Origin of the sequence: Anaeromassilibacillus senegalensis (assembly GCF_001261775.1) — a bacterium.
GTDB classification, from domain to species: Bacteria; Bacillota; Clostridia; order Oscillospirales; family Acutalibacteraceae; genus Anaeromassilibacillus; species Anaeromassilibacillus senegalensis.
In genome coordinates this window covers 228,670-251,932 of record NZ_LN868535.1, presented here as the reverse complement: position 1 = coordinate 251,932, position 23,263 = coordinate 228,670, and the positions used below count along the sequence as shown (strand labels likewise).

Annotated in this window: 24 protein-coding genes; 4 read left to right on the top strand and 20 right to left on the bottom strand. The window is 48.6% G+C overall.

The annotated features are described in order from the left end of the window. Position 1 precedes the first annotated feature (1 nt). Positions 2-403, bottom strand: coding sequence for a type II toxin-antitoxin system PemK/MazF family toxin (locus BN2106_RS01485; protein ID WP_050696801.1), 402 nt, complete (start codon positions 401-403; stop codon positions 2-4). Positions 404-994: 591 nt separating this feature from the next. Further along, positions 995-1,408, bottom strand: coding sequence for a sigma-70 family RNA polymerase sigma factor (locus BN2106_RS01480; RefSeq protein ID WP_050696800.1), 414 nt, complete (start codon positions 1,406-1,408; stop codon positions 995-997). Positions 1,409-2,180: 772 nt separating this feature from the next. Between BN2106_RS01480 and tet the strand changes: the two genes are divergently transcribed. The 3 genes from tet to BN2106_RS01465 all read left to right on the top strand — a co-directional run bounded on the left by tet (position 2,181) and on the right by BN2106_RS01465 (position 4,888). Then, positions 2,181-4,151 (top strand): tetracycline resistance ribosomal protection protein, encoded by a 1,971-nt coding sequence (gene tet / locus BN2106_RS01475; protein WP_050696799.1) that lies wholly within the window; start codon positions 2,181-2,183, stop codon positions 4,149-4,151. 18 nt (positions 4,152-4,169) lie between these two features. After that, the gene (locus tag BN2106_RS01470) at positions 4,170-4,502 is read left to right on the top strand and encodes a winged helix-turn-helix domain-containing protein (protein ID WP_050696798.1); all 333 of its coding nucleotides are present in this window, start codon (positions 4,170-4,172) and stop codon (positions 4,500-4,502) included. Positions 4,503-4,564: 62 nt separating this feature from the next. Beyond that, entirely contained in the window at positions 4,565-4,888 is a 324-nt protein-coding gene (locus tag BN2106_RS01465; RefSeq protein WP_050696797.1) for a helix-turn-helix domain-containing protein, read from the top strand. A 173-nt stretch (positions 4,889-5,061) separates the two neighbouring features. Here the strand turns inward: BN2106_RS01465 and BN2106_RS01460 are convergent, their stop codons facing one another. The 17 genes from BN2106_RS01460 to BN2106_RS01380 form a co-directional block, all read right to left on the bottom strand. Then, positions 5,062-5,316 (bottom strand): helix-turn-helix domain-containing protein, encoded by a 255-nt coding sequence (locus tag BN2106_RS01460; protein WP_050696796.1) that lies wholly within the window; start codon positions 5,314-5,316, stop codon positions 5,062-5,064. A 14-nt stretch (positions 5,317-5,330) separates the two neighbouring features. Then, on the bottom strand, positions 5,331-7,139 hold the full coding sequence (locus tag BN2106_RS01455) for a VirD4-like conjugal transfer protein, CD1115 family (protein WP_050696795.1): 1,809 nt from the start codon (positions 7,137-7,139) through the stop codon (positions 5,331-5,333). Between the two features lie 26 nt (positions 7,140-7,165). Continuing rightward, a complete protein-coding gene (locus BN2106_RS01450) occupies positions 7,166-8,569 on the bottom strand; it encodes a DUF3991 and toprim domain-containing protein (protein ID WP_050696794.1) in 1,404 nt (467 codons plus the stop codon). A 14-nt stretch (positions 8,570-8,583) separates the two neighbouring features. Continuing rightward, positions 8,584-11,376 (bottom strand): MobP3 family relaxase, encoded by a 2,793-nt coding sequence (gene mobP3 / locus BN2106_RS01445; RefSeq protein ID WP_050696793.1) that lies wholly within the window; start codon positions 11,374-11,376, stop codon positions 8,584-8,586. A 70-nt stretch (positions 11,377-11,446) separates the two neighbouring features. After that, entirely contained in the window at positions 11,447-13,201 is a 1,755-nt protein-coding gene (locus BN2106_RS01440) for a hypothetical protein (protein ID WP_050696792.1), read from the bottom strand. Positions 13,202-13,323: 122 nt separating this feature from the next. Next, on the bottom strand, positions 13,324-13,611 hold the full coding sequence (locus BN2106_RS01435; RefSeq protein ID WP_050696791.1) for a hypothetical protein: 288 nt from the start codon (positions 13,609-13,611) through the stop codon (positions 13,324-13,326). A gap of 87 nt (positions 13,612-13,698) precedes the next feature. Next, the gene (locus BN2106_RS01430) at positions 13,699-14,112 is read right to left on the bottom strand and encodes a ribbon-helix-helix domain-containing protein (protein ID WP_195891748.1); all 414 of its coding nucleotides are present in this window, start codon (positions 14,110-14,112) and stop codon (positions 13,699-13,701) included. A gap of 398 nt (positions 14,113-14,510) precedes the next feature. Then, a complete protein-coding gene (locus BN2106_RS01425) occupies positions 14,511-14,765 on the bottom strand; it encodes a DUF6103 family protein (protein WP_050696789.1) in 255 nt (84 codons plus the stop codon). A gap of 16 nt (positions 14,766-14,781) precedes the next feature. Further along, a complete protein-coding gene (locus tag BN2106_RS01420) occupies positions 14,782-15,711 on the bottom strand; it encodes a DUF6329 domain-containing protein (RefSeq protein ID WP_050696788.1) in 930 nt (309 codons plus the stop codon). A gap of 15 nt (positions 15,712-15,726) precedes the next feature. Further along, positions 15,727-16,818: a M23 family metallopeptidase gene (locus tag BN2106_RS01415; RefSeq protein WP_050696787.1), complete on the bottom strand. Its 1,092-nt coding sequence runs from the start codon at positions 16,816-16,818 to the stop codon at positions 15,727-15,729. 4 nt (positions 16,819-16,822) lie between these two features. Continuing rightward, positions 16,823-17,326, bottom strand: a complete 504-nt coding sequence (locus tag BN2106_RS01410; protein ID WP_050696786.1) for a gamma-glutamylcyclotransferase family protein — start codon at positions 17,324-17,326, stop codon at positions 16,823-16,825. Positions 17,327-17,343: 17 nt separating this feature from the next. Then, positions 17,344-18,387 carry an amidoligase family protein gene (locus BN2106_RS01405; protein ID WP_050696785.1) on the bottom strand — a complete coding sequence of 348 codons (1,044 nt, stop codon included), beginning with the start codon at positions 18,385-18,387 and terminating at the stop codon, positions 17,344-17,346. A gap of 15 nt (positions 18,388-18,402) precedes the next feature. Then, entirely contained in the window at positions 18,403-20,235 is a 1,833-nt protein-coding gene (locus BN2106_RS01400) for a VirB4 family type IV secretion system protein (protein ID WP_050696784.1), read from the bottom strand. Next, positions 20,228-20,818 (bottom strand): hypothetical protein, encoded by a 591-nt coding sequence (locus BN2106_RS01395; RefSeq protein ID WP_050696783.1) that lies wholly within the window; start codon positions 20,816-20,818, stop codon positions 20,228-20,230. Before BN2106_RS01395 ends, BN2106_RS01400 begins: the two co-directional genes overlap by 8 nt. Then, positions 20,811-21,080: a hypothetical protein gene (locus tag BN2106_RS01390; protein ID WP_050696782.1), complete on the bottom strand. Its 270-nt coding sequence runs from the start codon at positions 21,078-21,080 to the stop codon at positions 20,811-20,813. Before BN2106_RS01390 ends, BN2106_RS01395 begins: the two co-directional genes overlap by 8 nt. A gap of 12 nt (positions 21,081-21,092) precedes the next feature. Further along, entirely contained in the window at positions 21,093-21,659 is a 567-nt protein-coding gene (locus BN2106_RS01385; RefSeq protein WP_050696781.1) for a DUF7768 domain-containing protein, read from the bottom strand. Further along, a complete protein-coding gene (locus BN2106_RS01380; protein WP_050696780.1) occupies positions 21,656-22,558 on the bottom strand; it encodes a conjugal transfer protein TrbL family protein in 903 nt (300 codons plus the stop codon). Before BN2106_RS01380 ends, BN2106_RS01385 begins: the two co-directional genes overlap by 4 nt. 164 nt (positions 22,559-22,722) lie before the next feature. Here BN2106_RS01380 and BN2106_RS16365 point away from each other — a divergent pair, with 164 nt between their 5' ends. Beyond that, the gene (locus BN2106_RS16365) at positions 22,723-22,896 is read left to right on the top strand and encodes a hypothetical protein (protein ID WP_195891747.1); all 174 of its coding nucleotides are present in this window, start codon (positions 22,723-22,725) and stop codon (positions 22,894-22,896) included. 18 nt (positions 22,897-22,914) lie between these two features. Here BN2106_RS16365 and BN2106_RS01375 read toward each other — a convergent pair whose 3' ends face one another. Beyond that, entirely contained in the window at positions 22,915-23,253 is a 339-nt protein-coding gene (locus tag BN2106_RS01375) for a DUF3852 domain-containing protein (RefSeq protein ID WP_050696999.1), read from the bottom strand. Positions 23,254-23,263: the final 10 nt, after the last annotated feature.

The following is a 23,263-nucleotide window of genomic DNA, read 5'->3' as shown; positions in this document are numbered from 1 at the left end:
TTTACATACTGGCGGTTAATACCGGCGCTACCTCTGTTTTCTGCACCGGTTCTTCAGCAAGCCCCAGCCCGAAGCTGACAGCCAAGGCTTCATCCACCTCCCTGAGCTGCCGGTCGGTCAGTGTGCCTATGTAGTCACGCAGGCGGGAACGGTCAATGGTTCGCACCTGCTCCAAAAGCACCAATGAATTTTGCCGCAGACCGTTTTGCGGTTCGCCCAACCTGATGTGGGTAGGGAGATGCTGCTTCCCGGTGCGGCTGGTGATAGCGGCTACGATGACAGTGGGGCTGTAGCGGTTTCCGGTGTTGTTTTGAACTACCAAAATAGGCCTTACCCCACCCTGTTCGCATCCAACGACTGGAGTTAGGTCTGCATAGAAAATATCGCCTTTGTAAATACGCATTTCACATTCCTCCTTTGCGTGAATTTGTTTTATACCAGAAGGATAAGGACAGCCGCCGAGTGTAATCGGTTGTACCGGCAGGGCGGCTGCCCTCATATTTTCCGGCATAAAGCCGTCTTGTTCTTCGTTTTCGCTTGCTCCTATTCGACACGACTTCCCGGAGCGCAGAACGGGCTTGTCCTGCATGGGCAGTCAGCTTAAACCAGCCTTGGTTGGTGGCTGTCATGGGAATTTCACCCCCGCCGGGTTCTCCGGCGGCTGCACCCTTTGCGTGAGGCTGAGGCTGTGCAGAAGTATCATGATAGGCTGTTCAGGTCATGGCGGGGCAATCTACCACAGATTGCTTTTCGGACGGACAGTTCTCGCTCGACACCTTTGATGCTATCGTGTTGACGGATAGCTCTGACCTATCCGCAGATGGTCTTGGCGTGTCCTCCGGAGCCGCTTTTCCCTTTCGGGATGAACAGCTAACGTATTTAAGCTGCTGGATATGACCGGCGAGGCCGGTGTTTTTCAAAGAGCATGGGAGAGATAAAAAAATCCCCCTCACTTCTATAAAGGAAAAAGTAAGGGGGGTGGACGGAATAAATTTTACTTGTCCATAAATTTCTTCAGCTTTCCGAGTATCCGATGCTTTTTATCGCTGAGTGTCATGCGAGGAACACCAAGCTCTGAAGCCAGCTTACGCTCGCTTTTCTCGTTGAAAAACAGTTCATCAATGAGGCGGCGCTCATCCTCCGGCAGGTACTGTAGCGCTGACCACAGCGACTCCAGCTGCTCCTGATGAATGAGCTTGTCCACAATATCTGCTTGAACACAAACAATGAGATAATCGATATTGACACCGTCCTCATGGAACCGTTCCAATGACAGCTCATTCTGGCGGATCAGTTTGTTCTGATAGCGCTCTGCCTCACGCTCTTTATGGTAGGCACGGTAGACGGCCTCGCTGACCTCTACACGCTGCTTTTTTACGATAATGGTGTATTTTTTATTCTCTGACATTCTCTTGTCCTCCTTGATTTTCGTTGAGTGGCGAAAACGAAGGACAAGAGGCGGTGACCGACACCGGGAAATAATTTTGTGCAGTAAAAAAAGAGTATACTTACGAACGTGAAAGTCCGCTTGTATACTCTTATATGTTAATTCGTAGCAAACCTGTTCTACTGGTTCGTGTTGATAGGCACATGGCTCCGATGAAAGCCATTGCCTTTTTTTAATTGATAGCAGCTATATAAAGCAGCTACATAATCGACCTAATATCGCTGCAATAAATTAGCAGCGGTGCAATCTGGATTGACCAGCACATAAGATCACCATCCTTTTAAATGTGATTTATATCCATAAGTCCATTTTATTGAGTACTTTTCATGTCTGATTCTATTTTGTTTCACATTAACATCTTTTTTATATCCTTTTTGCTTATAGTCACTTTGGTAGCTGTAAGTGAACTTGACAAATCCAGTGTTCATAGGGTAATATGAGAAAAGCACTAAAAGGAGATTAACTACTATGCGGCAAGGTATTCTTAAATAACAATCAACTGAATGATGGTAGGTACGAATGATTTGGCCTTATTACATCTGTAATAGGTTTGATTTTTGTACCTTAATTTAAGAATACTTTCATATTTTATGGATGCCGCCTTGCTGTAGAATTCTCTTTCTAACAGCTTTTAATGTCGTGCTCATAATTGTTATGATAGCAGTCCCCTGTGATGAAAGTATTTCAATCACAGGGGACTTTTATCTTTTAACGATCATATGAGGTGTGACTTATGAAAATAATGAATATCGGCATCTTGGCTCATGTAGATGCTGGAAAAACAACATTAACAGAGAGTATTCTCTATGCCAGCGGTACCATTACTGAGTCCGGGCGTGTTGACAGGGGTTCAACGATTACAGATTCTATGGCACTTGAAAAGCAAAGGGGCATTACAATTCAGGCATCCATAGCATCTTATCAATGGGGCCATGTCAAAGTCAATTTGATTGATACGCCTGGACATATCGATTTTTATTCAGAGGTAGAGCGCTCATTGAATGTGTTGGATGGCGCTATCTTGCTGATCTCTGCCAAAGACGGCATTCAGGCACAAACACGTATCCTTTTCGATGCAATACGAAAAAGGAAACTTCCTGCTTTGATTTTTATTAATAAGATCGATCAACCGGATATTGATTTTGATTCCCTCTATGAGGATATCAGAGCTAAATTGTCCTCTCATATTCTTATCATGCAGAGCATTACAAATAGAATCTCTCTTTTGCCCAAAACTCTGAATCCGTTGTCTGAAGAATTTAAAGACACGATTATTGAAACGGATGATGCTTTGCTAAAAAAATATGTTATGGATCAGCCCATTACGGCGGAGGAACTGTTAGAGAGCAGAAGAAAAAATATAAATGATGGTACTCTTTTGCCTGTTTACCACGGCAGTGCTCTGAAACATATTGGCACGAAAGAACTCATGGATGCGATTCTCATGGAATTCACTCCATTTATGTCTCCACCCAACTCTAATCTTGCTGCATTGGTATACAAAGTTGAAAGAGATGATAATCGAAACAAACGCACATATATGCGCATTTTTGGAGGTTCCATTAAATCACGTGACGTACTAACCCTGCAAGATCATTCTGACAGTATAAAAATTAAAAAATTAGAGACCTCAAGCAATGGAAAAATGGTAGAAACCGAAAAAGTCGAATGCGGTGATATTGCTATTTTTCCAAATGAAATGCGACTAAAGATTGGGGACTCCATAGGAACAATTCCTGAAAGGAATTTGATTCTACACAACAATAATCTGATCATGCAGGCGAACATTTCCCCTGTCCTTTCTTCCGACAGAACTTTTCTGTTAGAAGCCTTATCGGAACTGGCGGAAACAGATCCTCTTTTGCAATATAAATTGGATTCCAGAAGCAACGATATTATTATGGAATTCCTCGGAAAAGTACAAATGGAAGTCATCGTTTCTTTGTTACAAAACCGATACCATCTTCAGGTCAATATCGAGAATGTAACAACCATTTATAAAGAACGCCCTTTGAAAAAGGCAGACTTTACTGCCCATATTGAGGTCACCCCTAATCCTTTTTGGGCATCCATAGGATTGTCAATCGAACCGCTTCCCATTGGAACTGGACTGCGCTATGAAAGCAAAGTGTCCTATGGATATTTAAATAAATCATTTCAGAACGCCGTTGAAGAAGGTGTTCGATATGGTTGTGAGCAGGGGTTATATGGATGGGAAGTAACAGATCTTAAAGTCTGTTTTGAATATGGCGTATACTACAGTCCGGTAAGCACCCCTGCTGACTTTCGGCACTTAGCTCCTATTGTATTTGAGCAAGCCCTAAAACAGTCAGGTACGGAGTTGTTAGAGCCCTGCCTGTCATTTGAGCTTTATGTTCCCCAAGATTGCAACGCGCGTGTTTACAATGATCTGAAAAAATTTCATGCAGATATTGTATCAATAAAGACACAGCACAACGAAGTCGTAGTATCAGGAAAAATTCCGGCTCGCACATCACAATTTTATAAAGAGCAGCTTTCGGAACTTACAAAAGGTCGTGGAGTCTTTTTAACAGAACGGGCAGGGTATCAGCAGAACACCGGTGAAACTTTTACTCAGGCCAGAAAACCGGATGATCGATTGGATAAAACTCGTCACTTTTTTGATAAGTCGTATGGCGAGATAGGCAATGAGGGACATCAATCTGGCATGAAATTCATGTAGCCAAGGAGGAATGAGAAAGTGGATAACTTAAAAGAAGCAACATTACAATCAGAGCTGCGTTTTAAGGATTTAGTAATCAATCCTTGCCATCGCAGTGTTTTAATAAATAACAACCGCATAGACCTCACCACGAAAGAATTTGATCTCTTGTACTTTTTGGCTATCCATCCGGGATGGGCATTTACAAAATCCCAAATTTATGAGACCGTATGGGGAGAAGAGTATGTGTGTAATCAACACGCTGTGGAAAATATTATATACAATTTGCGGCGCAAGATGGCTATAAATTCTACAAGTATAAACTACATTCAAACATTAGTTGGTTATGGCTACAAATTTTTAGCACCTTAGTAAAAATATCAAGAGGGTTCATTTTAATAATAAACAGGCAACTGTTCGGAGGTGAAGTGCCGATGGGTGAATCACCTATAACTTTAGGAAAATTAATTAAGAGCGCACGGTTAGAGGCAGGATTAACGCAGGACAACCTTGCCACACGGGTTGGGGTTACATCACGGTATATCATGGCTATTGAAAACGAAAATAAATACCCAAGCATCCAAGTGTTGTCTAAGATCATATGCACATTGAAAATATCAGCAGATACAATCTTTTATCCTGAAATGCAGCATAAAACCAGGGAAAAAGAACAACTCATCCACCTGATTCATATGTGCGATGAAAGGGAGATTAAAGTGGCTATCGTAATCATCAAAGCATTATTGGATGCTAAATAATTTGACACATCTTCTATCTTTAGGTAGCTTATAATCCCATAAAGATAGATTGTTCTTTCTCTGTGTTTAAAGAAATCCTTAGAGTGAAAAGTTCACTGCATAGGCCATGATGACACATACCTCATGCCATCAAGAGAGCACACTGCTCCCTTGGCGGCAGGGTATGTGTTTTTTCATTTCACCGTAAACAGCAGGCTGCTCTTGCCGCCGTTTTCCCGCCAACGCTGTTCCTTTTGTAGATGGCCGGTCTTTTCAAGATCAGCGATGGCTCGCTGAACGGTGCGGCGAGACAGCTTTAAGTCCTTGGCGATAGTGCCGATGGAAGGATAACAGGTTCCATCCTTATTTGTCCGGTCTTTCAAATAGCGATAGACCGCAACAGCACGATGCGGGACATCCTGTGCATAGAGTGAGGAAAGATAGTTCAACCATGAACACCTCCTTAATCGGTGCGCAGAGGCATGGCAGGAGGCTCCGTCTCCGACTCATGCTCCTGCACCGGCGTATACAGCGTACCACCGCTGCGGTCACCACCGGGTGGTTCGGGAAATTCCGCAAAGTCATCCTCATCATAGGCACAGCGACGGTTCATGATTTCCTGTTCCAGCTCGAAGCGGTCGGCGTAGGCAACCTTTCGGGCTGCACGTTCCTCAACCTCAAAGGGTTTCTCAAAGCGGATGCCCCATTTGAGGAACAGCGGCAGCTTGGTGCGCATAGGGTAGCAGCCGGTCTTGGCCAGAATAAAATTACCCTTGGAAAGTGTTTTAAGCTCATCCGGTGTCATCAGCGGTCTTTGGATCATCTGCAGGCTTTGGCTGGGATCATTTTTTCCTCTGCTGATAGACCCGGACATGACGGTCTTGTTGCCCAGCGCCCTTGAGAGGATATCTGCACTCTCAGAGTTTGGGGCAAAGCCGCCGAACAGAATGTCTTGGCAGTTATCGATGATGATGGCACTGCCCTCTTTGCCGTAGTTTTTCTCAAGCTGTGCAAAGGATTGAATGATCGGTACCATAGAAATCCGGCGAGAACGTCCGGCTGAGAACATCATTTCCATCGATTGAATTTTTGGAATGGTTCCGATCTCATCAGCGAAGATCATCACCCGGTTGGGGAGCTTGCCGCCGTATTCATCAGCCACCGTCAGCATCTCCCGATAGAGCTGCTGCAGGAACAGAGACACCATAAAATATTTCGTGTTATCTTCCTCCGGCAGAATAATGAAAATGGCGCACTTCTCCTTACAGAAGGTTTCGGTGTCCAGCGAGCTGTCAAAACAGAGAATTTGCTCCATTTCCGAATCCAAAAACGCATTGAGGCGGGACATGGCGGTGGACAGCACCGAGGCCATTGCTTGGTCGGCGGTGTTGAGGGCTGCACCGGCAAACCATTTTGCCTTATGGTCGGAGGGCAGTTTGTCCATCAGCAGCTGGAACTGGCTTTTGTTCTTCACCGGTGAGGGAGCGAGCAAATCCTGTATCATCTTAAACACCGATATGATATGCCGCTTCTCCGGAGGGCAGTATTCCGCAATCAGCAGGATGACGGATGTTAGCAATCCCTCGGCGGCATCGTAGAAGAAGGCGTTTTGACCGTAGCTGCTGGCATCCTCACCGTTGCTGGTGATGATGGTCTTTGCGGTGATTTTGGCATACCTCTCAGCTTTCGCTTTCAGAGCGAGGTTATCGGGATTCTTCATGTAGGCATCCATATAGCGGTTGACCAGCTGCAGATTGTTGTCGCCGTCCGAGCGTGTGGGATTGCGCAGATCCAATACGGAAATTTTGAAGCCATAGTAATCTTTGGCGATACCTGCGTAGTTGCGGAACAGATCGCCCTTGGTGTCGGTGCAGAGGAAACTCATACCGGAAGCACAGGCATATTCGATATTGGGGTATAAAAAGTTGGCGGTTTTGCCGACACCGGCAGCACCGATCATGAGGCAGTGAATGTCGCCGTCATCAATGAGGGCGATAGTGGCGCCTGCCTTTTGCTTGCAGCCTACCACAAGCCCCTGCAAAGCGGGCAGATTTTGCCCACGCCGCCATTTCTCCGGTTCATAGGGTACATGTGTGTATGTCTTTTTAATCTCGCCCTCGGTGGCGAAACGGGCGGTACCGTGCTGACCGTCACCCACCGTCTTGGACTTGATGCCACTGAGGGTGTAATAGTGTGCTAAAAGAGAAAGGCCGCCGATGACGGAGAACATCACGGCGACCACTGCTATTAGGATAGTTACTTGTGAGGGCATAGGGGTTCTCCTTTCCGGCAGACGGCTCATGACAAACACAGGCCGCACTGCTCTTGTTTTTTCTCTGCCGCTTGCTGAATGGAAAGCTCCGCAAGGACAGCGCCCTTTAAGCATTCGGATGCCAGCTGTTCATAGTGCTCCGCACGGCTTTGTTTTTCATACTGTGTTTCTATTTGGGAGCATGAAAAAAGCGGCACCAGAGTATTTCTGATGTCGCTCAATTTGTTTTCCAGCCTGCCACGATTTTGGTAAGGTTTAAATCCATAGTTCAAGCGGCTGTTCACAGTAGATAAATCCCGGCTGTGACCGATGCTTTTGTATTCCTTAGAAGCGGCCAGCACAGAAAGACTGGCCAGCTCTATCAGTGAATCTTTTATATGCTGAGGATTATCTTTGCAGTTTTGCAGGATATTTCGGAACACAATAGCGGAGCAGTCAGCACTTGGATGCTCTCGTGCATACCGATTGATTTCTTTACATATCTCGTCCCGGAGTAACAGTTGAGGATGTTCTTCAGCAGGAATAGGAGTAAATCCACTTTTTGCCTTTAAATCCTCATTCCAGTCCTTATATTTGGATTGTGCCTGACCTACTGCAGGCTGACCCTGCTCTATCAAAGTGTCGTAGATGCGCTCGGCAGCTTCGATGCCTGCGGTATCATGGTCGAGGCACAGCACCACATGGTCGAGCTGCGGATATAACTCCAGCAGTTTGAGGATGGGCTTTTCCGACACACCGTTCAGCGCCACATAGCTGGCGCTTTTCCAGTTGTGCGGATGCAAGCTGATGTATGAAAGCATATCTATGGGAGCCTCGAATACCAACAGCCGGTGTGGATAGGGATTTTTCGAGAGGTAGTGGAAGCTATAAGCCGGATCACTGCCCTCTACATTGATGCGAAAGCTGCTGCCGGTGGCGGTGCTTTTTTTATGAGCATGGCGAGCCACACCATTTTCATCCACGCCGACAAACACAGCATTGTGATACTCACCGTCCTCAAACAGCAGCTTTTCTCTGGCAAACTCAGACAGCACCTCCCGGCTGATACAGCGCTGCTTGATGAGATAGGCAAATACCCGGCGCATATCGGTGTGCACTGGCGGAAGGGCAAAGGGTTTTCGCTGCTCCTGTTCTCTGTTCCCGCTGTGCTGTCGGTATTCCACTCCTTGCTCGCCGCCCAGCAGAAGGCTGACCGCCTCCGGAAAGGGCAGATTGTAGAGCCGTTTCACAAGGTCAATGGCATAGCTGCCCTGTTCAGCGGAATGATCGTACCAGCGATTACCACGAACAGTAATGCTGTGGTCACTGACCAGCCGCTTATCTCTGCCGGAGGGCAGGAGCTTTTCACCCTGCCGCTGGAGGAAGTCCACCAAATCCACTGAGTTCGCTCGCTCCTTTTGCTCGTCTGTAAAATAGATATAGCCTGACAAAATAAAACCTCCCATCATAAATGAATTTGCGGTGCATGGTCATCACGCTTGTGACCCTGCGCCTGTTTTTTCTCCTGCAGCTGACCTCTGCGCTTGCGGTCGATGTGATCGACACCGGCGCTTCTGCGATAGTCCTCATGAAACAGGTTCTCCAACTGGCGAAACAGTCTGGTGGCTGCCAACAGCACCGATGGATTGCTCTGGGCATTGATATTGTCGATGAGAAACTGCGCATAAGCATTGCCCTGCGCTGCAGATAGTCCCAGCCAGTACAAACTCTTTTCCTTATCACGAGGAACATCGCCATCATAGAAATACAACTTGCCCAGGGCATACTGCGAAAACTGGTTTCCCATTTCGGCGGAGGCGGTCAGCCAGCGGATCGCAGCCTTCGCATCCTTTGGCACATCCTCGCCCCCCAGATAGAGCTTGCCGAGTTGGTAAGCCGCAAACTCATTTTGTTGCTCTGCCGATAAGGTGAACAGCCGAATTGCCTCACTGACGTCCTTGGGCATATCCTCACCGGCAAGATGCAGCTTTGCCAGAGCATACTGCGCATAGGCATTGCCGAGATCAGAGGAGAGCGTGAACCACTTGACCGCTTCCGGAACATTCTTAGGGGTATCTGTACCGGCGAGATACAGCCTGCCAAGCTGATAGGCGGCGTACTCATTTTTTTGTTCTGCGGCGGCTGTGAACATGGCCACTGCCTTTTGAATATCTTTTTCCACATGAGCGCCATCCCGGTACAGCTTGCCAAGGGCATATTGCGCTCCGGCGTTTCCGGCTTCCGCTGCCTTGCTCATCCAAACTATCGCCTGTGCCGGATCACCGATGCCGGTTTCCAGACACACCTTACCCAGCAGATACTGTGCATTGACATTTCCAAGCTGCGCCGATTTCTCCAGATAGGAAACCGCCGCCTGCACATCCTTGTCCGTACCGGTTCCGGTGTAGAGCATTTGACCGAGGCGGTATTGCAGCCTATCATCATGGCTTTCCTGTTCCAGACGATAAAACCCGGTAAAGGCAGACTTGAAATGCTGGGAGGAAAGTTCAGGGCGCACTGTGGTACCAACGCCATCCCGATACATCTTCGCCAATTCATAATCCGCATAAGGGTTGCCCTGTGCGGCAGACAGACTGTAGAGCTGCAGCGCTTTTACATAATCCTGCGGAACACCCTGACCACGGTAATACAAAGAGCCGAGAGAATATTGGGCATACTTGTGGTTCTTATCCACCGCTTCCTGAAACCATGAGGCTGCCTGCTCATAGTCCTGCACAGTGCCAAGACCGGAGGCGTGCATTTTTCCGATGCGATATTCCAGATAGGTCTTGGGCTTTTCTTCCTCTGCGGATAAAAAAGCAGTCAGAGTTTTTTCGTACCAAGCATGAGATGACTGTAAATCAATATCACGCCCCAAGCCATCCGCAAACATTCTGCCGAGATCATGCATGGCAAGGGCATTGCCGGATTCCGCTTCCAAAAGGAACAGCTGGTATGCCTCACTAAAATCCTGCGGAACATCCCCACTGCCATAGAGATATTGCCTCGCCAGTTTGTATTGCTCGCTCCACTCAGCATGAAAGGCCGCATCGGGAGGCTCCATAAAAGCATCATCCACATGAACATCGGCAGGCTCCGGCAGCTCCGGTTCCGGCATTGCCTCATCCTCAAATGAAACATGGTGACCACCCAGCTTCAACGCTTCGGCAATCACCATGTTTTTAATGCTCTTAAATTGTTTCTGCTGGGATAGAGGCGGCAGGGGCGGCAGCTTATTTGAATAAGTCTTTAGGATTTCATTCTGCCAGTCGTTCCATGCCCGGTACAGCTTGTCGATTCGTTCCTCCTTGGCAAGCTCATCCACAATGCGGTCGATAATGGCTTTTACATCTGCTTTGAGATAACCATACACCTTTTTGCCCCCCGTGTTTTGAAGCCGTCTTGATAACAACAGCAGATCCGCTTCTATGGCTTTGTTTTCACCGACATGATTTTGCATCTGTGAAAGCAGTTCGGTCATTACATCGGCAGCACCTTGCTTGAGATCGCTTCTGGCGGCATTCTGGTGCTCATAAATGTGAGCGAAGTCTTGACGGAAGATATCATGCGCCATCTCTGAGCGCATGGCTTCGATAGCTGGCTGGGTGAGAAAGCCGTCATTGTCCTTGGCGGAGTAGACCATGAGATGCACATGGGGATGGTGGCTTTCATTGTGAAAGGCGGCATACCAGCGGAGATTCTCGCTGTCGATCTTCATGTGCTTGGCAAGCATGGCTTTTTTACTGCGGAGCAAATCCTGCCACTGTTTTCCGCTGTCATACCCAAGCCTTGCGGCATCCTCCCGGCGCAGACTGATAACATGAGTCCAGACAGCACCTTTGTTACCACACACATCCTCCTGCACTTGTGCCAGCACCACCGGAACGCCTGCATCGGTGAAGAGGCCATGCTCGCCGATGCGCTCCACACGAGGGCGGCCTGCGATGTAATCCACATAGTTTTCCCGTTTGCCGATGAGGCCCCGGTTCTGCTCCAGTGCCAGAGAAATAAACTCAGTAGCGTTGCCGATGGTAGGGTTCTCGCAGTAGTCGGCATACTCCAGCATTTCCTTGGCAGAGGGAATATCCCGGATGAGCTGATTGATGAGCTGTTGCTGTTTTACCGTAGCCGGAAGCAGCAGCTTGCTCTCATCAATCTTTTCTACGCCATCACGGGTTCCGATGTACTTCACATAGTTTTCAAGCTGGGCTGGCGGAGCATCCCGCATATATTGCGAGGTGAAGATGATCTTTGGCATGGCGGCCTCCTTTCTGTGTTTTGGGCAAAAGAAAAGAGCGACCACGGTTGTGATCGCCCTAAAAATAATTTCACTCTTTATTAAAGTCCTCTAAACAATTTTCGCAGAAATTTGGCCCATCTTCATCTGCCGTTCCTTCAAAATAAGACTCACATCTGTCACAAAAACAGATATCATTCATCTCGCCACAGTTTAAGCACTGACCAAGTGCTCCATAGTTTTCATCTATACAAATGTATTCCTCTCCACATTCCCAACATGAAAATTCTGCTAAAGGACTACTACCTCCATCCTTGATTATGGAGAACATCTCAGAATCAACCTTTTCACGCAGATTTTCAAACTGTTCATTGAGGAAATCTACAGCCCCTTCTTTGAGTGCTGACAAATCTTCCATTGAAATTGAGTCTTGAGTTTCTGGCATATAGCAACTTTGATGTGAATTAAATGATATTTCACCATTTGTGTATGCGATGTCTTTAGAAAAGACATTTTCTCCTACCATAATATTAACTGCCACTACACTCTCGGAACCTTGAGAGTCATCCATACACTCAATCGAATAGCTAACAATAGCACTCTCATCATTAACTTTATAACGTATTTCAAATAAGATTCCAGTATCATTTTCGATTGATTTATATTCCCCAATCTCCAAATCGTTTCGGAATCTCAAATATTCTTGAAGCTCCGAATGAAAAATAAAAAGTTGTTCTTCATATACTTCGATAATTTCTTGAGAATTCCTTATTTTTACTCCTGCTTCCGATTCCATGATATCTTTTAAAGCGACTTCCATTTCTTCTTGCTCTATTGCCCGTTGTTGTTCTCTTGCCTCTCGCTGTTCCTTTGAAACTACCACTTGTTCAATTTTTGCAAGTGCTTTAATAAGCTCTGCTTCGACAGTAGAAATCGAATTAGAGATGCTGCCATAGGCAGAACGATCAATCAATTTGTTATGCACAATATGATTGCGATTCAGTTCAAATGTTTTAAAGTCTTTTATAAAATCTTCAGACAAGTACTTAGAAAATTGCTCTACCCACAAATCAATAGACACAATCATTTGGGCTGATAAAAGTGTTTTCATCCGTTCCAGCTTCATATCTGATTGCTCATTTAGAAAACTGCTTATCTCCGGAATGAAAGCAGGGTTCCATTTCTTCTCTTTCAGAGTAATAATTGAATTTAAATCGCCAATGTCAATAGACATCAGTCTTTCATCAACATTTGCAAAGCCCGGCGTAATTGATTTGTAGCCACCCAATCGCCCCATATGCTTATTTTTAATCGTGAGAGGAACGTAAGTATCCCACCATTCAAACCCGTATTCTTTCGTCATTATTTCACTTATAAGTTGTCTGGCCAAATTTTCAACTCTATAAATGCGTGGATAAAGAGCGATTGATAATTGTTCCGAATCCTTGTCCATCAACCAAATAATCTTCTCCCAATTTGGCTTTACTAATAGTTTGATGGCAAACTTCAATTGCTCTAAATAATTATCTGCAACATTTAATTCATAATCTGCAGACAAAATTTTAATTTGAAGTTGGCTGCATGAATTATATGTTCCATACTCAAATGCTATTTGCCAATGATTCTCCTTGTCGTCTTTTGAATAAATAAAGTTTGCCACATAAAATGTATCTTCAACTTCAATTAAGCAAGAATCATCACCAAAGTCGCATTGTGCAGGACTGTATTCAATTTTGGTTATTAATCCTTTTTTTTGCAGCTCTGTTACAACATTTTCGATATATCCAAACATATCAACAGGCTGAATGTTGCCGTTAATCATTAAAAAATTAACCATGTTGACCACAAACAATACCTCCTTTGGGCTTTCAAACTAAGTAATACATATTGTACCACTCCTCACGAAAAAATTCATCCCTAATATGTAAAACAGCCCCTGCTCCGCAGAGGCCGTCCACCTATGTTTCCTTAAAGCGCACCAAGCTGTTTGAGCAGCTCCACACAGTCCTTTGCGCCCTGCACATAGAGGTGCTGGCATTCATGGTCGGCAATCAGATTGGTTTTTTCAAAGTAATCGGTAAGGATTTTCTGCTGTTCCTCCGGTAGCATTTTGACAATATCACGAGCCTGAGCGCTGAGAGTCTTTACCTCGGTATAAAGCTGCAGCTCATTGTCCTCCAGTGTTTCTTTGCGTTTGTTGATTGCTGTTTCCGTCAGTTCACGGATTGCCATTTCAAAGATTTTACTTTTTTCCATTGTGCATTTTCATCTCCTTTCGCAACACACCATAAACGAATAATTCGCCTTAGTCCATACCCAAAAGAAACAAAGAAATCATGTATTTTAGACCCGCCGCTTTTGGTAGTTGTAGGCATCCTCGAAATCAACCGCACCGTTGATCCGCTTGACTTCCTCCACACATTTTAAGTGTAGACTTGAAAGTGCCTGCTCGTCAATCGCATGGGTATGTGCTACCACATGAGAGAGCTTGGACAGCTCGGTGGCGATTTTGAAATCCATTCGCGCCAGACGGTTTTCGGTATCACGGATGGTGCTGATGAGGACGGAGGACAGGCTCTGCAGGAGATAATTTTCGTTCTGTTTCGAGGTGAGGTAGCCGCAGTAAAACCGCAGAGCCTCGGTGACAAATTCATTTCGGGATTTCACATTGGCCTGCGTGAGCAGCTCATCGCACCGATCCAGTACTTCCTTTTCGATGTAAAAGCCGGTGCGCACCTTTTCCGGTTCCTTTGCCATGCAAGACCTCCTTTTCCTGTGGTTTCTTGCCCCGGTATGCAGAATAATCCTCACAAATGCCCGGTTCCCCTTGGATTTTTCTGAAACCGGCATAACAAATCAGGGTTTCGGGCAGAAAGTTATGTCACTTCGCAATCCCCGAACGGCTTTGCCGGTCGGTGTTCAGGGAGTTTATGCTGCCAAAGCAGCATAAACCCTTTAACCTGCACCACTTTCGACCCAACCGGAACGCCCCTGCTTTGAGTGTTCCATCACCGTATTTGGTGCTTTTCAGATGCTCTGCACACGGGGGCAACAGGGCGCTTTCACCGGGGTGGGGGCATAAGGATGCCACCCGGCCTGCCAAAAGGCCACACAGGGCGACACAGCCGCCCACACGCCGGGACAGCATCGCCTTCCTATCCCATGCTGTTTTCAGAACTGCCTATAGTGGCAGGGCGCACCGGTCTTTTGGGCTTGGATTTGGCAGCAGCTTCACGAGACAATTTGTCATCAATGTATTCACGGGTGGCCTGCGGAACGTGCTTTTCATAGAGTTTCTGGACGGTATCCTCCAGCTCTGTTTGCAAATCCGCATCCTTTTTGCCCATGTGAAAAGTTAGGGCATCCAGCTTTTCGCAGTCAAAGCTGACGGTCAGTGTTGCCTTTTTCATCGTACTTTCCTCCGTTTCACAGTTTCATTTCAGGTGATTGGGTAGGCGATTCGGCTTCTTCTGCTACCCATTTTTCATAATCCGATACCGGACAATACCCGGCGAGCATGGCTGAGAATTCCTCTAAACGAGAGGGCTTTACCTTGTCCAGCTCAATCTGCAAACCGTAGTATCCGGTATATACTTTGGCCACCTCGGCGTTCAGCACATCCTGCCACGCCTCTTTACCGGCAGCGGTTAGGGTGCGTTCATCCAGTTCCACAATGGTATGCGGCACCTCTAACTCTACTTCCTTATGCATGAGGTGAATGTCCTCCCAGCGAGTGCGAAGTAAATCCCGCAGGGTGGTGACTGGCGCTGCCAGTGCAGGCTCCGGCACAGTTTCCTCCGGTTGGCCACTGTAATTGGGGCAGAAGTCGAGGTAATAGCACACATCAATGCTGCTGTCACCCAACGCTACATCGGCCACTTCCTCTCGCTCATGGAGCATATCCATGATTGTATCCATACTATTAAAGTCATGCTCAAAGCCGGTTTGTTGCGCCAGCTCATCAAAGCTGATAATCCAGTTTCCCTCGGTAGTATTCTGTGTTCCGGTTTCCACGATGTAATCCACTGTGGCTGTCATCAGCTCGTTCAGTTGCTGCAATGCCGGGGAAGTCAGCGCCGAAGCATCCGGAACATAAGAGGCGTACCGACAGTAGCCGTAGCCCTCCGATTCCACCAGCAGACCGTCATTTTTGCCCTCGCCGATGAGCAGCAGACAGTGATATACGCCGTTATTATCACTGTGCATGAGGTCTATATTTTCCCGAATAAAATCGTAATCCCGAATGGGATTTTTCAGCACATCTTCAAAGACTTCAACGGGAAGCCGAATGGTCTTTGATACCTCAAAGTCCTGCAAACAGAAGTCTGAGGGTTTTCTTTCAAAAATAGCTTGCATATCCTACCGCCTCCTTTACGGCAAAAATTGTCTTGGATTTACTTTCTTGCCGCCAATGCGCACCTCCAGATGAAGGTGATTGCCGGTGCTTCGACCGGTGCTGCCTACGGCGGCAATGACATCGCCCTGCTGCACAGTCTGCCCGGAACGAATATAGACCTTGGAGCAATGGGCGTAAAGGGTGACCATGCCATCGCCATGATCAATGGCGAGGTGATAGCCGTAGCCGCTGCTGCCGGAGTCCTTTACATAGCTGACCACGCCGGTGCGGGCTGCCTGTATGGGTGTGCCTTTTGGTGCGCCCATATCCAGCCCGGAGTGACCCTCACCGCCGCCACCGCCAAAGGGATTCGGCCTCCAGCCAAATTCCGAGGTGACCATACTGCGCCAGCCTGCTCCAAGGGGGCTGGCGAAGTCGCCGCCACCGGTGTAGATTTCGCCGTCAAACACACCACCAAGCCATTCGTCCTCGCCGATGCTTCCATCCCTCGGCAGGCCATAACCGTAAAGCACACGACTGTAAATCTGAGCCGCATTGATGCGGTTTTCCTCTGTAATGGTTCTGCCAAGAGCACTTTCAAGGTTCCCATAAATCGCATTGAGGTTGGAAAGGGGGATGGCTACCATGTAGGTTTCTTCCGTTTCATTGCCATCCCCATCGGTGACGGTACGGGTGCGTTCCTCGTAACGGACAAAGGCATCTGCAAATTCCCGGTAGTCATTTTGGTTCATTCGGAGATTTTCAGCGCCGAAAAACAGAGAGTAAAAAATAGCTTTCATGCGGGTGCTGTCGATGCTGCCGCTTTCTATCATTGGCGCAATCTCCGACACGGCGCTGTCCAAATCGGAGAAGCTGCCTCGCATATCCTCAATGTAATTTCTGTAGTCAGCTGGCATCTGTGAGCTGATCGTTCCTCCATAAAAGGTCAAATCCACAGCAGAATTGTTGTGGTCGGCTGTGCCGGACAGGAGAGAACAGACCAGCACAACAATTAAAATGACCGGGGACAGGATGGCGGCAATCACCCAGCCTACAGCCTTGCGTGTTTTCTCATTGGACAATAGGGCAGCCGCAGCTTTTGCGATTGCCGCTACAGGTACAGCCATTGAATCACCACCATTTCTGCTCCCAAAGATTAAACTGCGCATCCTCTATAGCCTGCTTCTCCTGCGCCAGCCGGATGGATTTCTCCACCGCCTGATCCAGAAAATCCGTATCAAAGCCTGCGGTTTCATAGCCCTCGGCGATGGTATGGAGATAGAAGTCCGATGGTGTGCCGAACTCTCTGCCGTCATTCATGATGTAAACCATTGCCCCCACCGGCTTGCCGTTCAGCTCCACCTCCATCCTTTCCTTGCGGTAAAAATTGGGGTATCCCTCATAGCGGTCGAGGGCAAGCTCATCCTGCGGCCTGATCTTCCACAAAAGCACAGGCACAGAACTGCCCTCCAGTGGTTCAATGGTAGCCACCGCACCTCGGCTGCCGCCCCGGAACAGCAGCTCATACCCTTTGACTTCACCGGCTCCCACCACCTTGGCGGTGGGGCATCGGTACTCCATCTGCGGCAGATTGAGGTTGCTGCCGTAGGCGATATATAGACGGGTTTTACTCATGTTCATCCTCCTGACATTCACATTCGCATAGTAAAAGCCGGGGCATCTTCTGCCTCGGCTTCGATCGGTTCGGGAGCAGTCGGATCAGCTTCGCCAGCAGCCTGCCGTGCCTGCTCCAGCTCTTTTTCTTTTTTCTGCCGCATTCGTTCCTTTTGCTGCTCGGCCTGCGCCGGGTCACGCCAAGCGATGCAACCGGGCAGCGCCTTAAGCAAATGCTCACGGGCGGTCTTAAATTCATCGCCGATCAGCCCCAAACGCAGCAGCCATGTCCGGAAGGTGTACTTTTCGTTGGTGGTCTGAGTCTTGGTTCGGCTGGCACAGCGCTGATTGAGCGCCTGTGCGGAAATGGCCATGCAGAGCTGGATATAGGCCTTGATTTTTCCGGCATGGGTTGTGCCGTTAAACAGGCGAAACTCCACCGTACCTTTCTGGAACACCGAGTGGAGGTTGAGGCAGTGGTACCGGCTGTCATCATAGTGATAATGACTTCGGCTCTCGCCGTTATACCAGATACGGCTGACCTGATTCAGTGTCCGGGGTTTCCTGCTGTTGAGTTCCTCTAAGAAACGGTTGTCCACCGGGCGGCACCAGCGATGCTGCCTTGCCACCGATACCTCCAAAGCCTTGTAAATCAAATCCTCCTTTGCCGCCATGATATTGGTAATGTTGCGCAGCGTATTGGCATCAAAGGGTGAAGCATCCACATGAACATGGATGCCGCAGGATTTGTTGGAGATGGCACCGGCCTCCCGCAGCTTGCGCACTAATTCCTGCACTTTTTCAATATCATCCCAATAACAGATGGGGCTGACCATCTCAGTTTTGTATTCATCCGAAGCGGATATGGTCTGCCTGCCGTTTTTTCTCTGTGGTGTAATGCTGGCATCGCTCATGAATTTCCACTGCCTGCCCTGATTATCCAGCGCTGCATAAGTGTCGTACCCTGCACCCAGATAGCGGCTGCTGGTACCGAAATAGGCAGCGGCAATATCGGCAGCCTCCTTGCGGGTGATGCCGGTCAGCTCCACCTCGATGCCGAAGCGCTGGGCTTTCATGTCCATTACTTTCACCTCCCATCAACGCCCGCCCGCCTTTCCGAACAGCTTAGATTTATGCTCCGGAGCGTGAACCATCAAATTGTAGCGCTCATTGCCGCATTTGTAGAGGCACACGCCACGCTGGGGGTAGCGAATCAGGTTGTACTCGCTCTGCTCCAGCTGCAGGGTATCGATGTAGAACTTGGCATCAATATTCCCGGCATTGAACAGGAATTGATGAGTTGGGATGCTGAATAGGGGCTTGGTGTATTCCCGGATGCCCTCGATATTGAAGTCCTCCAGATTTTGACTGGCGATGATCACCGCCGAGTCCTTTTTACGCACACGCTTGGAGAAGTTTCGGACATATTCCACGGCGGTGAGGTTGGTGAGGAACAGGTAAAACTCATCAATGCTGGCGGCGGTATTGCCATTGGTCAGCAGCTCGTTGCTCATGTAGGACAGAATGTTAAACAGCAGGGCGTTTTTCAGGCTCCTGCTGGCCTGCAAGAGTCCTTTCACACCAAAGGTGACAAAGCTGGAATCGGTGATATTGGTGTGTCCGTCAAAGAATTTACTTTCCGCACCCTTGCAGATGGAATGCAGCCCCAGCAGGATATTCTGGAGCAGCTCGGCGGTATACAGCTGCCGCTGGCTCTCATCATAGGCCTTGTACTCGTCATCAATCAGCCCATACAAATCGGACAGAATAGGATAATCGGTAGCTGTCAGCCGGTCAAAATCAGCCCCATCGCTGATGCCGAACTTGGCGTACAGCTTCTGCAGCATGATTTCAATGGTGTCGATCTCCCGGTCGGAAAAGTCCTTGTAGGTGCGGAAAAAATCCTTGAGAAAGGAAATATGCTGACTGAGTCTGCTGCTGATCCGGAAGGTCTGCGGCGCATCCTTATCCTCCGGGCTGCCGTTTTCATCCCATGTTTTCGGTTCCAGCACATTGATGATAAACTCACCGGACATAAGGTCGATAAAGCAGCCGCCGAGGTTATTGGTCAGATCCTCGTACTCCATTTCCGGATCGAGGGCGCACACATTCATGCCGGATTCCCGGAGATTGGTGAGAATGAGCTTGAGCAGATGAGATTTACCCTGACCGCTGTTTCCGAGAATTAAGATATTGGCGTTGGTTTTGTCATCGGCTCGCTTATTAAAGTCTGCCAGCACATTGCTGCCGAACTTATCACGGCCAATATAAAAACCATTGGCATCGGTTTTGCCCGAATAATTGAAGGGATAGAGGTTGGCCACACTGGAGGCAGGCAGCACCCGTTCAAATTGGTCACGAAACACATTAAAGCCGCTTGGCATCACGCATTGGAAGCCTTGCTGCTGTCGGAGCATCAGCCTGTCCACATTGAGCTTGCTGCGGATCAGTTCGGTCATCACCTCTGTCTGGAGGAGCTTCAGCTGATCCAAATCGTGTGCGGACAGCTCAATATATACAGCCGAGTGGATGAAGGGTTCCCGGTTCCGGTGCGCCTGTGCCACAATGGTGGCCACATCCTGCAGATTGCTTTCGGCCATAACCGTCTGCTGTAAATCGTTGGTGTTGGATTTGTTCAGCCGGTTCTTATTGGCAGCGTTGCTGATAATTTTCTTTTCCTCCACCGGGGTGACATGGCGGGTGTAGATGCGCAGGGTAACGCCATCCTTTTCCCCCAAATGCCGTAGGATTGCCTGTTCCTCAGTGGCAGTGGGGTATTCTCTGAGCGCCCACACACAGCGGTAGGTGTTCCCGCAGATAAAGTGGTCGGTGTTGAATTTGATGACCGAAGGGGCGATCATATCCAGAAATCCTTGGATGCGCACATCCTCCGGTTCCTGCATTGCTGTTTTTCTTCTGTTTTTACTCATTAAAAATCACCCACCTTTCGCCGTCAAAGTCCTCAAATTTTTCGGTCGTGACGTTCTGCTCGAAATAGACCGCAAGGATGCGCTTGATGTCCTCCTTATCGGCTCGCTTTACGGAAAAGCCCTGCTCTTTCAAGGACTTTTCGATGCGGGACAGATACGGAAACACCTCTTTTTCTTTTTCATCCCGCAGGCGAATGAGAATGAGAAACTCCCTTGCGGTCGCCATCTGTACCTGTATCCTGTCAAGGAAGGACAGGTCTTGCTCCAGCAGCTTTCGCACCACAGGATTCTGCTCCTGTTCAATGCGGCTGCGGAGAAACCGTTTGTTGTCCTCGAAGTTTTCCCGGCTATTTAAACACATCAGTTCAATCTCGGCGATGCCTTTAAGCACGTTCATCAACGCATAGATTCGGGTGCTAATGCTGGCCTCGGACAGCACCGAGATGTTGCTGGGCTTGATGATAAAATACACCAGCTCGCCATGACCGTAGGTCTGCAGGCTGTAATCGGTGACAGCCTTGGTACCGATGAGCTGACGGGTGGAGGCTCGCTGTTTTGCCTCCTGCTTTGCTTTTTTACTCACTTGGCGTATACCTCCATTCGTAGAATTGCTGCTTGGTCATAAAAAAAGCACAGGCATACCGGAGAAAATCCAGAATACTTGTGTCCTCAAATTGTATGGTTAAAAAGGCGTAGACGGCGGTCATCACGATGGGAAGCGCCAGTCCAAGCTGGGAAATTGCAAGCACAGAGAGAAGAAGCGCCACGCCGATGATGCCGATATCCCGAAGCTGCCACAGCCAGAGGGTTGCCTTTGCCCTTAAGTGGTCGGGGTAGATATACATGAGGCACCTCCTTTACATCCGCATAGAAAAACCGGAACCTTGACTCAGCTTCGGCTCCATTTCCTTGGGGTAATAATGTACATTCATGGTAGCGAGGTTTTTATTGAGCTGGTCAGCATACTCGACGGCCTGCTCCATCATATCAAACTCCATCGGCTTGCCGCCTTGCTTGCACCAGCTTTGTGCCGCACCGCAGACCGATGCAGCGCTGCGCACCGCCCATACGCCATATTTTTTATCCATTGCAAGACCTCCTTGTATTTGTTCGGCGGATACCTCCCGGACAGGGATACCCAGCTTTTTTGCCTCTGTGATTTCGGCAGCCATACCGCTGGATATGCGCTCGCCGCACACCCACAGCTCGTCACAGGCCAGAAGCACCCGATGCCCCATTGTGAGACCGGCACTTCGCTGCACCAGATCGTTGTCATCCAAAAATTGCGGATATAAAAGATGCACAGCTACCGGCGTACAGTTCTGCCTCATTGCATAGCGGCAGGCTGCCTTTGCAAATTCAATATTTTTCAGCACATCACCGGCGTAAGGAGAGGCGATGTAGACCAGCTTATGCTCACTCATTTCGCCACCGCCTGTATCACCGTTTTGGTCATGTTCACCGCTGTCTGCGCCGCATACATCGTACTCATGAGGTTTGCCTTGGTGGAGGTGTCCAGCCCGAACTGTCCGGCAATGCGGGGGATTTCTCCTGCCGCCAGCATCAGCCCAAGGCCGAGGAGAGCATGGTCTTTCACCACCATGAGTCCTGCAATCAGCACCGTTGCCTGCAAAAATGCTGTGAGGCACAGGCCGATGACCTGCTTGCTCCATGAGACAAAGCCGTCAATATAGCCACGGGGAACGGAAAACATATACAGGCTCCCCACAGCAATTTGAATGAGCAGGATGCCGCCTCGCTTCAGGTTGGCGAAGAATATTTTAATGACCGAATAGCCCATTAGGATCAATATAAAGATCATCATGATGGGGCTGGTGATAGCAGATAGACCGCCAAACACATTGCTGGTCATGGCCTGCTCCAAATTTCCGGCATCCTGCAGCGAGGTGATGATATTTCCGGCTACCGTGCCGAAGTCGGTTCCAAGACCGGTAATCCCGGCAGTGAGGCTGCCCTGCAGGGACACCGACAGCTTATACAGTTCCACCGGCACAGTGGTAAACAGGCCAACGGCCATAAAGCCCTTGATGGCGTTGAGGGCAGTGTCTTTGATGCTGCCTCTGCCGGATTGATATTCGATTCCGCATTCAAAGGCGGCGACCACAAGGCCGACACCGTAGAGCGCCCATGCCAGATAGGAGAAGAACAGGACGATGGACTGTACCCAGCTCATGGTGAACAGGTCGGCTCCCATGTTTCCCATCTGCATAAAAAAATCGCCGAGGAAGCCCACAATCTGACCGTAGATCCAATCCACAATCTGACCGAGGACAGTGTCGGCGATAAAATCCCAAATGAACATTTGAAGTCATCACTCCTTTCGTCACCGCAGCCACAGCCCAAGTACATTTTTAGTGGGTATTTGAGATGCGGCTGCAGGATTGATTTATGACTTGACAATCAGCTTTTTTAGAGCTTTAATACCACACAACGGAGGCCGCCGAAAAAATGAAAGGAGGTATTTGTGTGGCAGATTACAAAAAACTTTATCATAAAGTGTTTAGCGCAGTAACCGATGCCGAGGCACTCGTTTCTCAGGCGGCTCATATCATGCGCACCGCCCAGCAGGAGTGCGAGGAAATGTATATGGATGCGGACGACACGCCGCTGCGCCTGATGGACAAGCCGGAGGAGGAGTAAAACATTGCTTTTCCTCCGCTACATCCCCAGCACCTGCCAGATGTATAATGGCGCTGTCAGGGTGAACACCAAACAGGCGAACAGGATTGCCGGAGCCGCCCACTCGAACTGCCCATGCTTGCGATAATCAAAATATGCGGTTCCGAGTTTCGCAAAGAAAAACACCGCCAGAATCAGGTCGATGGCGGGGAACACCACCTTGTTGACCACCGTCTTAATCTGCTGGGAGGCGGTGTTCCACGTTCCCTCAATCGCTCCGGCCACATCGCCGGTTCCCGCCGCAAAAGCGGTCTGGCTGAACACAAGACAAAGGAGCAGCGCCACGCAAAGGGCGGCTGCCAGTCGCTTCATTTTCATTGATTTTCCA

Coding starts and splice junctions, on each gene's coding strand:
- BN2106_RS01485 (WP_050696801.1), bottom strand. CDS start 403: ATGCGTATTTACAAAGGCGATATTTTCTATGCAGACCTAACTCCAGTC.
- BN2106_RS01480 (WP_050696800.1), bottom strand. CDS start 1,408: ATGTCAGAGAATAAAAAATACACCATTATCGTAAAAAAGCAGCGTGTA.
- tet (WP_050696799.1), top strand. CDS start 2,181: ATGAAAATAATGAATATCGGCATCTTGGCTCATGTAGATGCTGGAAAA.
- BN2106_RS01465 (WP_050696797.1), top strand. CDS start 4,565: ATGGGTGAATCACCTATAACTTTAGGAAAATTAATTAAGAGCGCACGG.
- BN2106_RS01455 (WP_050696795.1), bottom strand. CDS start 7,139: ATGCCCTCACAAGTAACTATCCTAATAGCAGTGGTCGCCGTGATGTTC.
- mobP3 (WP_050696793.1), bottom strand. CDS start 11,376: ATGCCAAAGATCATCTTCACCTCGCAATATATGCGGGATGCTCCGCCA.
- BN2106_RS01435 (WP_050696791.1), bottom strand. CDS start 13,611: ATGGAAAAAAGTAAAATCTTTGAAATGGCAATCCGTGAACTGACGGAA.
- BN2106_RS01430 (WP_195891748.1), bottom strand. CDS start 14,112: ATGGCAAAGGAACCGGAAAAGGTGCGCACCGGCTTTTACATCGAAAAG.
- BN2106_RS01425 (WP_050696789.1), bottom strand. CDS start 14,765: ATGAAAAAGGCAACACTGACCGTCAGCTTTGACTGCGAAAAGCTGGAT.
- BN2106_RS01420 (WP_050696788.1), bottom strand. CDS start 15,711: ATGCAAGCTATTTTTGAAAGAAAACCCTCAGACTTCTGTTTGCAGGAC.
- BN2106_RS01415 (WP_050696787.1), bottom strand. CDS start 16,818: ATGGCTGTACCTGTAGCGGCAATCGCAAAAGCTGCGGCTGCCCTATTG.
- BN2106_RS01410 (WP_050696786.1), bottom strand. CDS start 17,326: ATGAGTAAAACCCGTCTATATATCGCCTACGGCAGCAACCTCAATCTG.
- BN2106_RS01405 (WP_050696785.1), bottom strand. CDS start 18,387: ATGGACATGAAAGCCCAGCGCTTCGGCATCGAGGTGGAGCTGACCGGC.
- BN2106_RS01400 (WP_050696784.1), bottom strand. CDS start 20,235: ATGAGTAAAAACAGAAGAAAAACAGCAATGCAGGAACCGGAGGATGTG.
- BN2106_RS01390 (WP_050696782.1), bottom strand. CDS start 21,080: ATGTATATCTACCCCGACCACTTAAGGGCAAAGGCAACCCTCTGGCTG.
- BN2106_RS01385 (WP_050696781.1), bottom strand. CDS start 21,659: ATGAGTGAGCATAAGCTGGTCTACATCGCCTCTCCTTACGCCGGTGAT.
- BN2106_RS01380 (WP_050696780.1), bottom strand. CDS start 22,558: ATGTTCATTTGGGATTTTATCGCCGACACTGTCCTCGGTCAGATTGTG.
- BN2106_RS01375 (WP_050696999.1), bottom strand. CDS start 23,253: ATGAAAATGAAGCGACTGGCAGCCGCCCTTTGCGTGGCGCTGCTCCTT.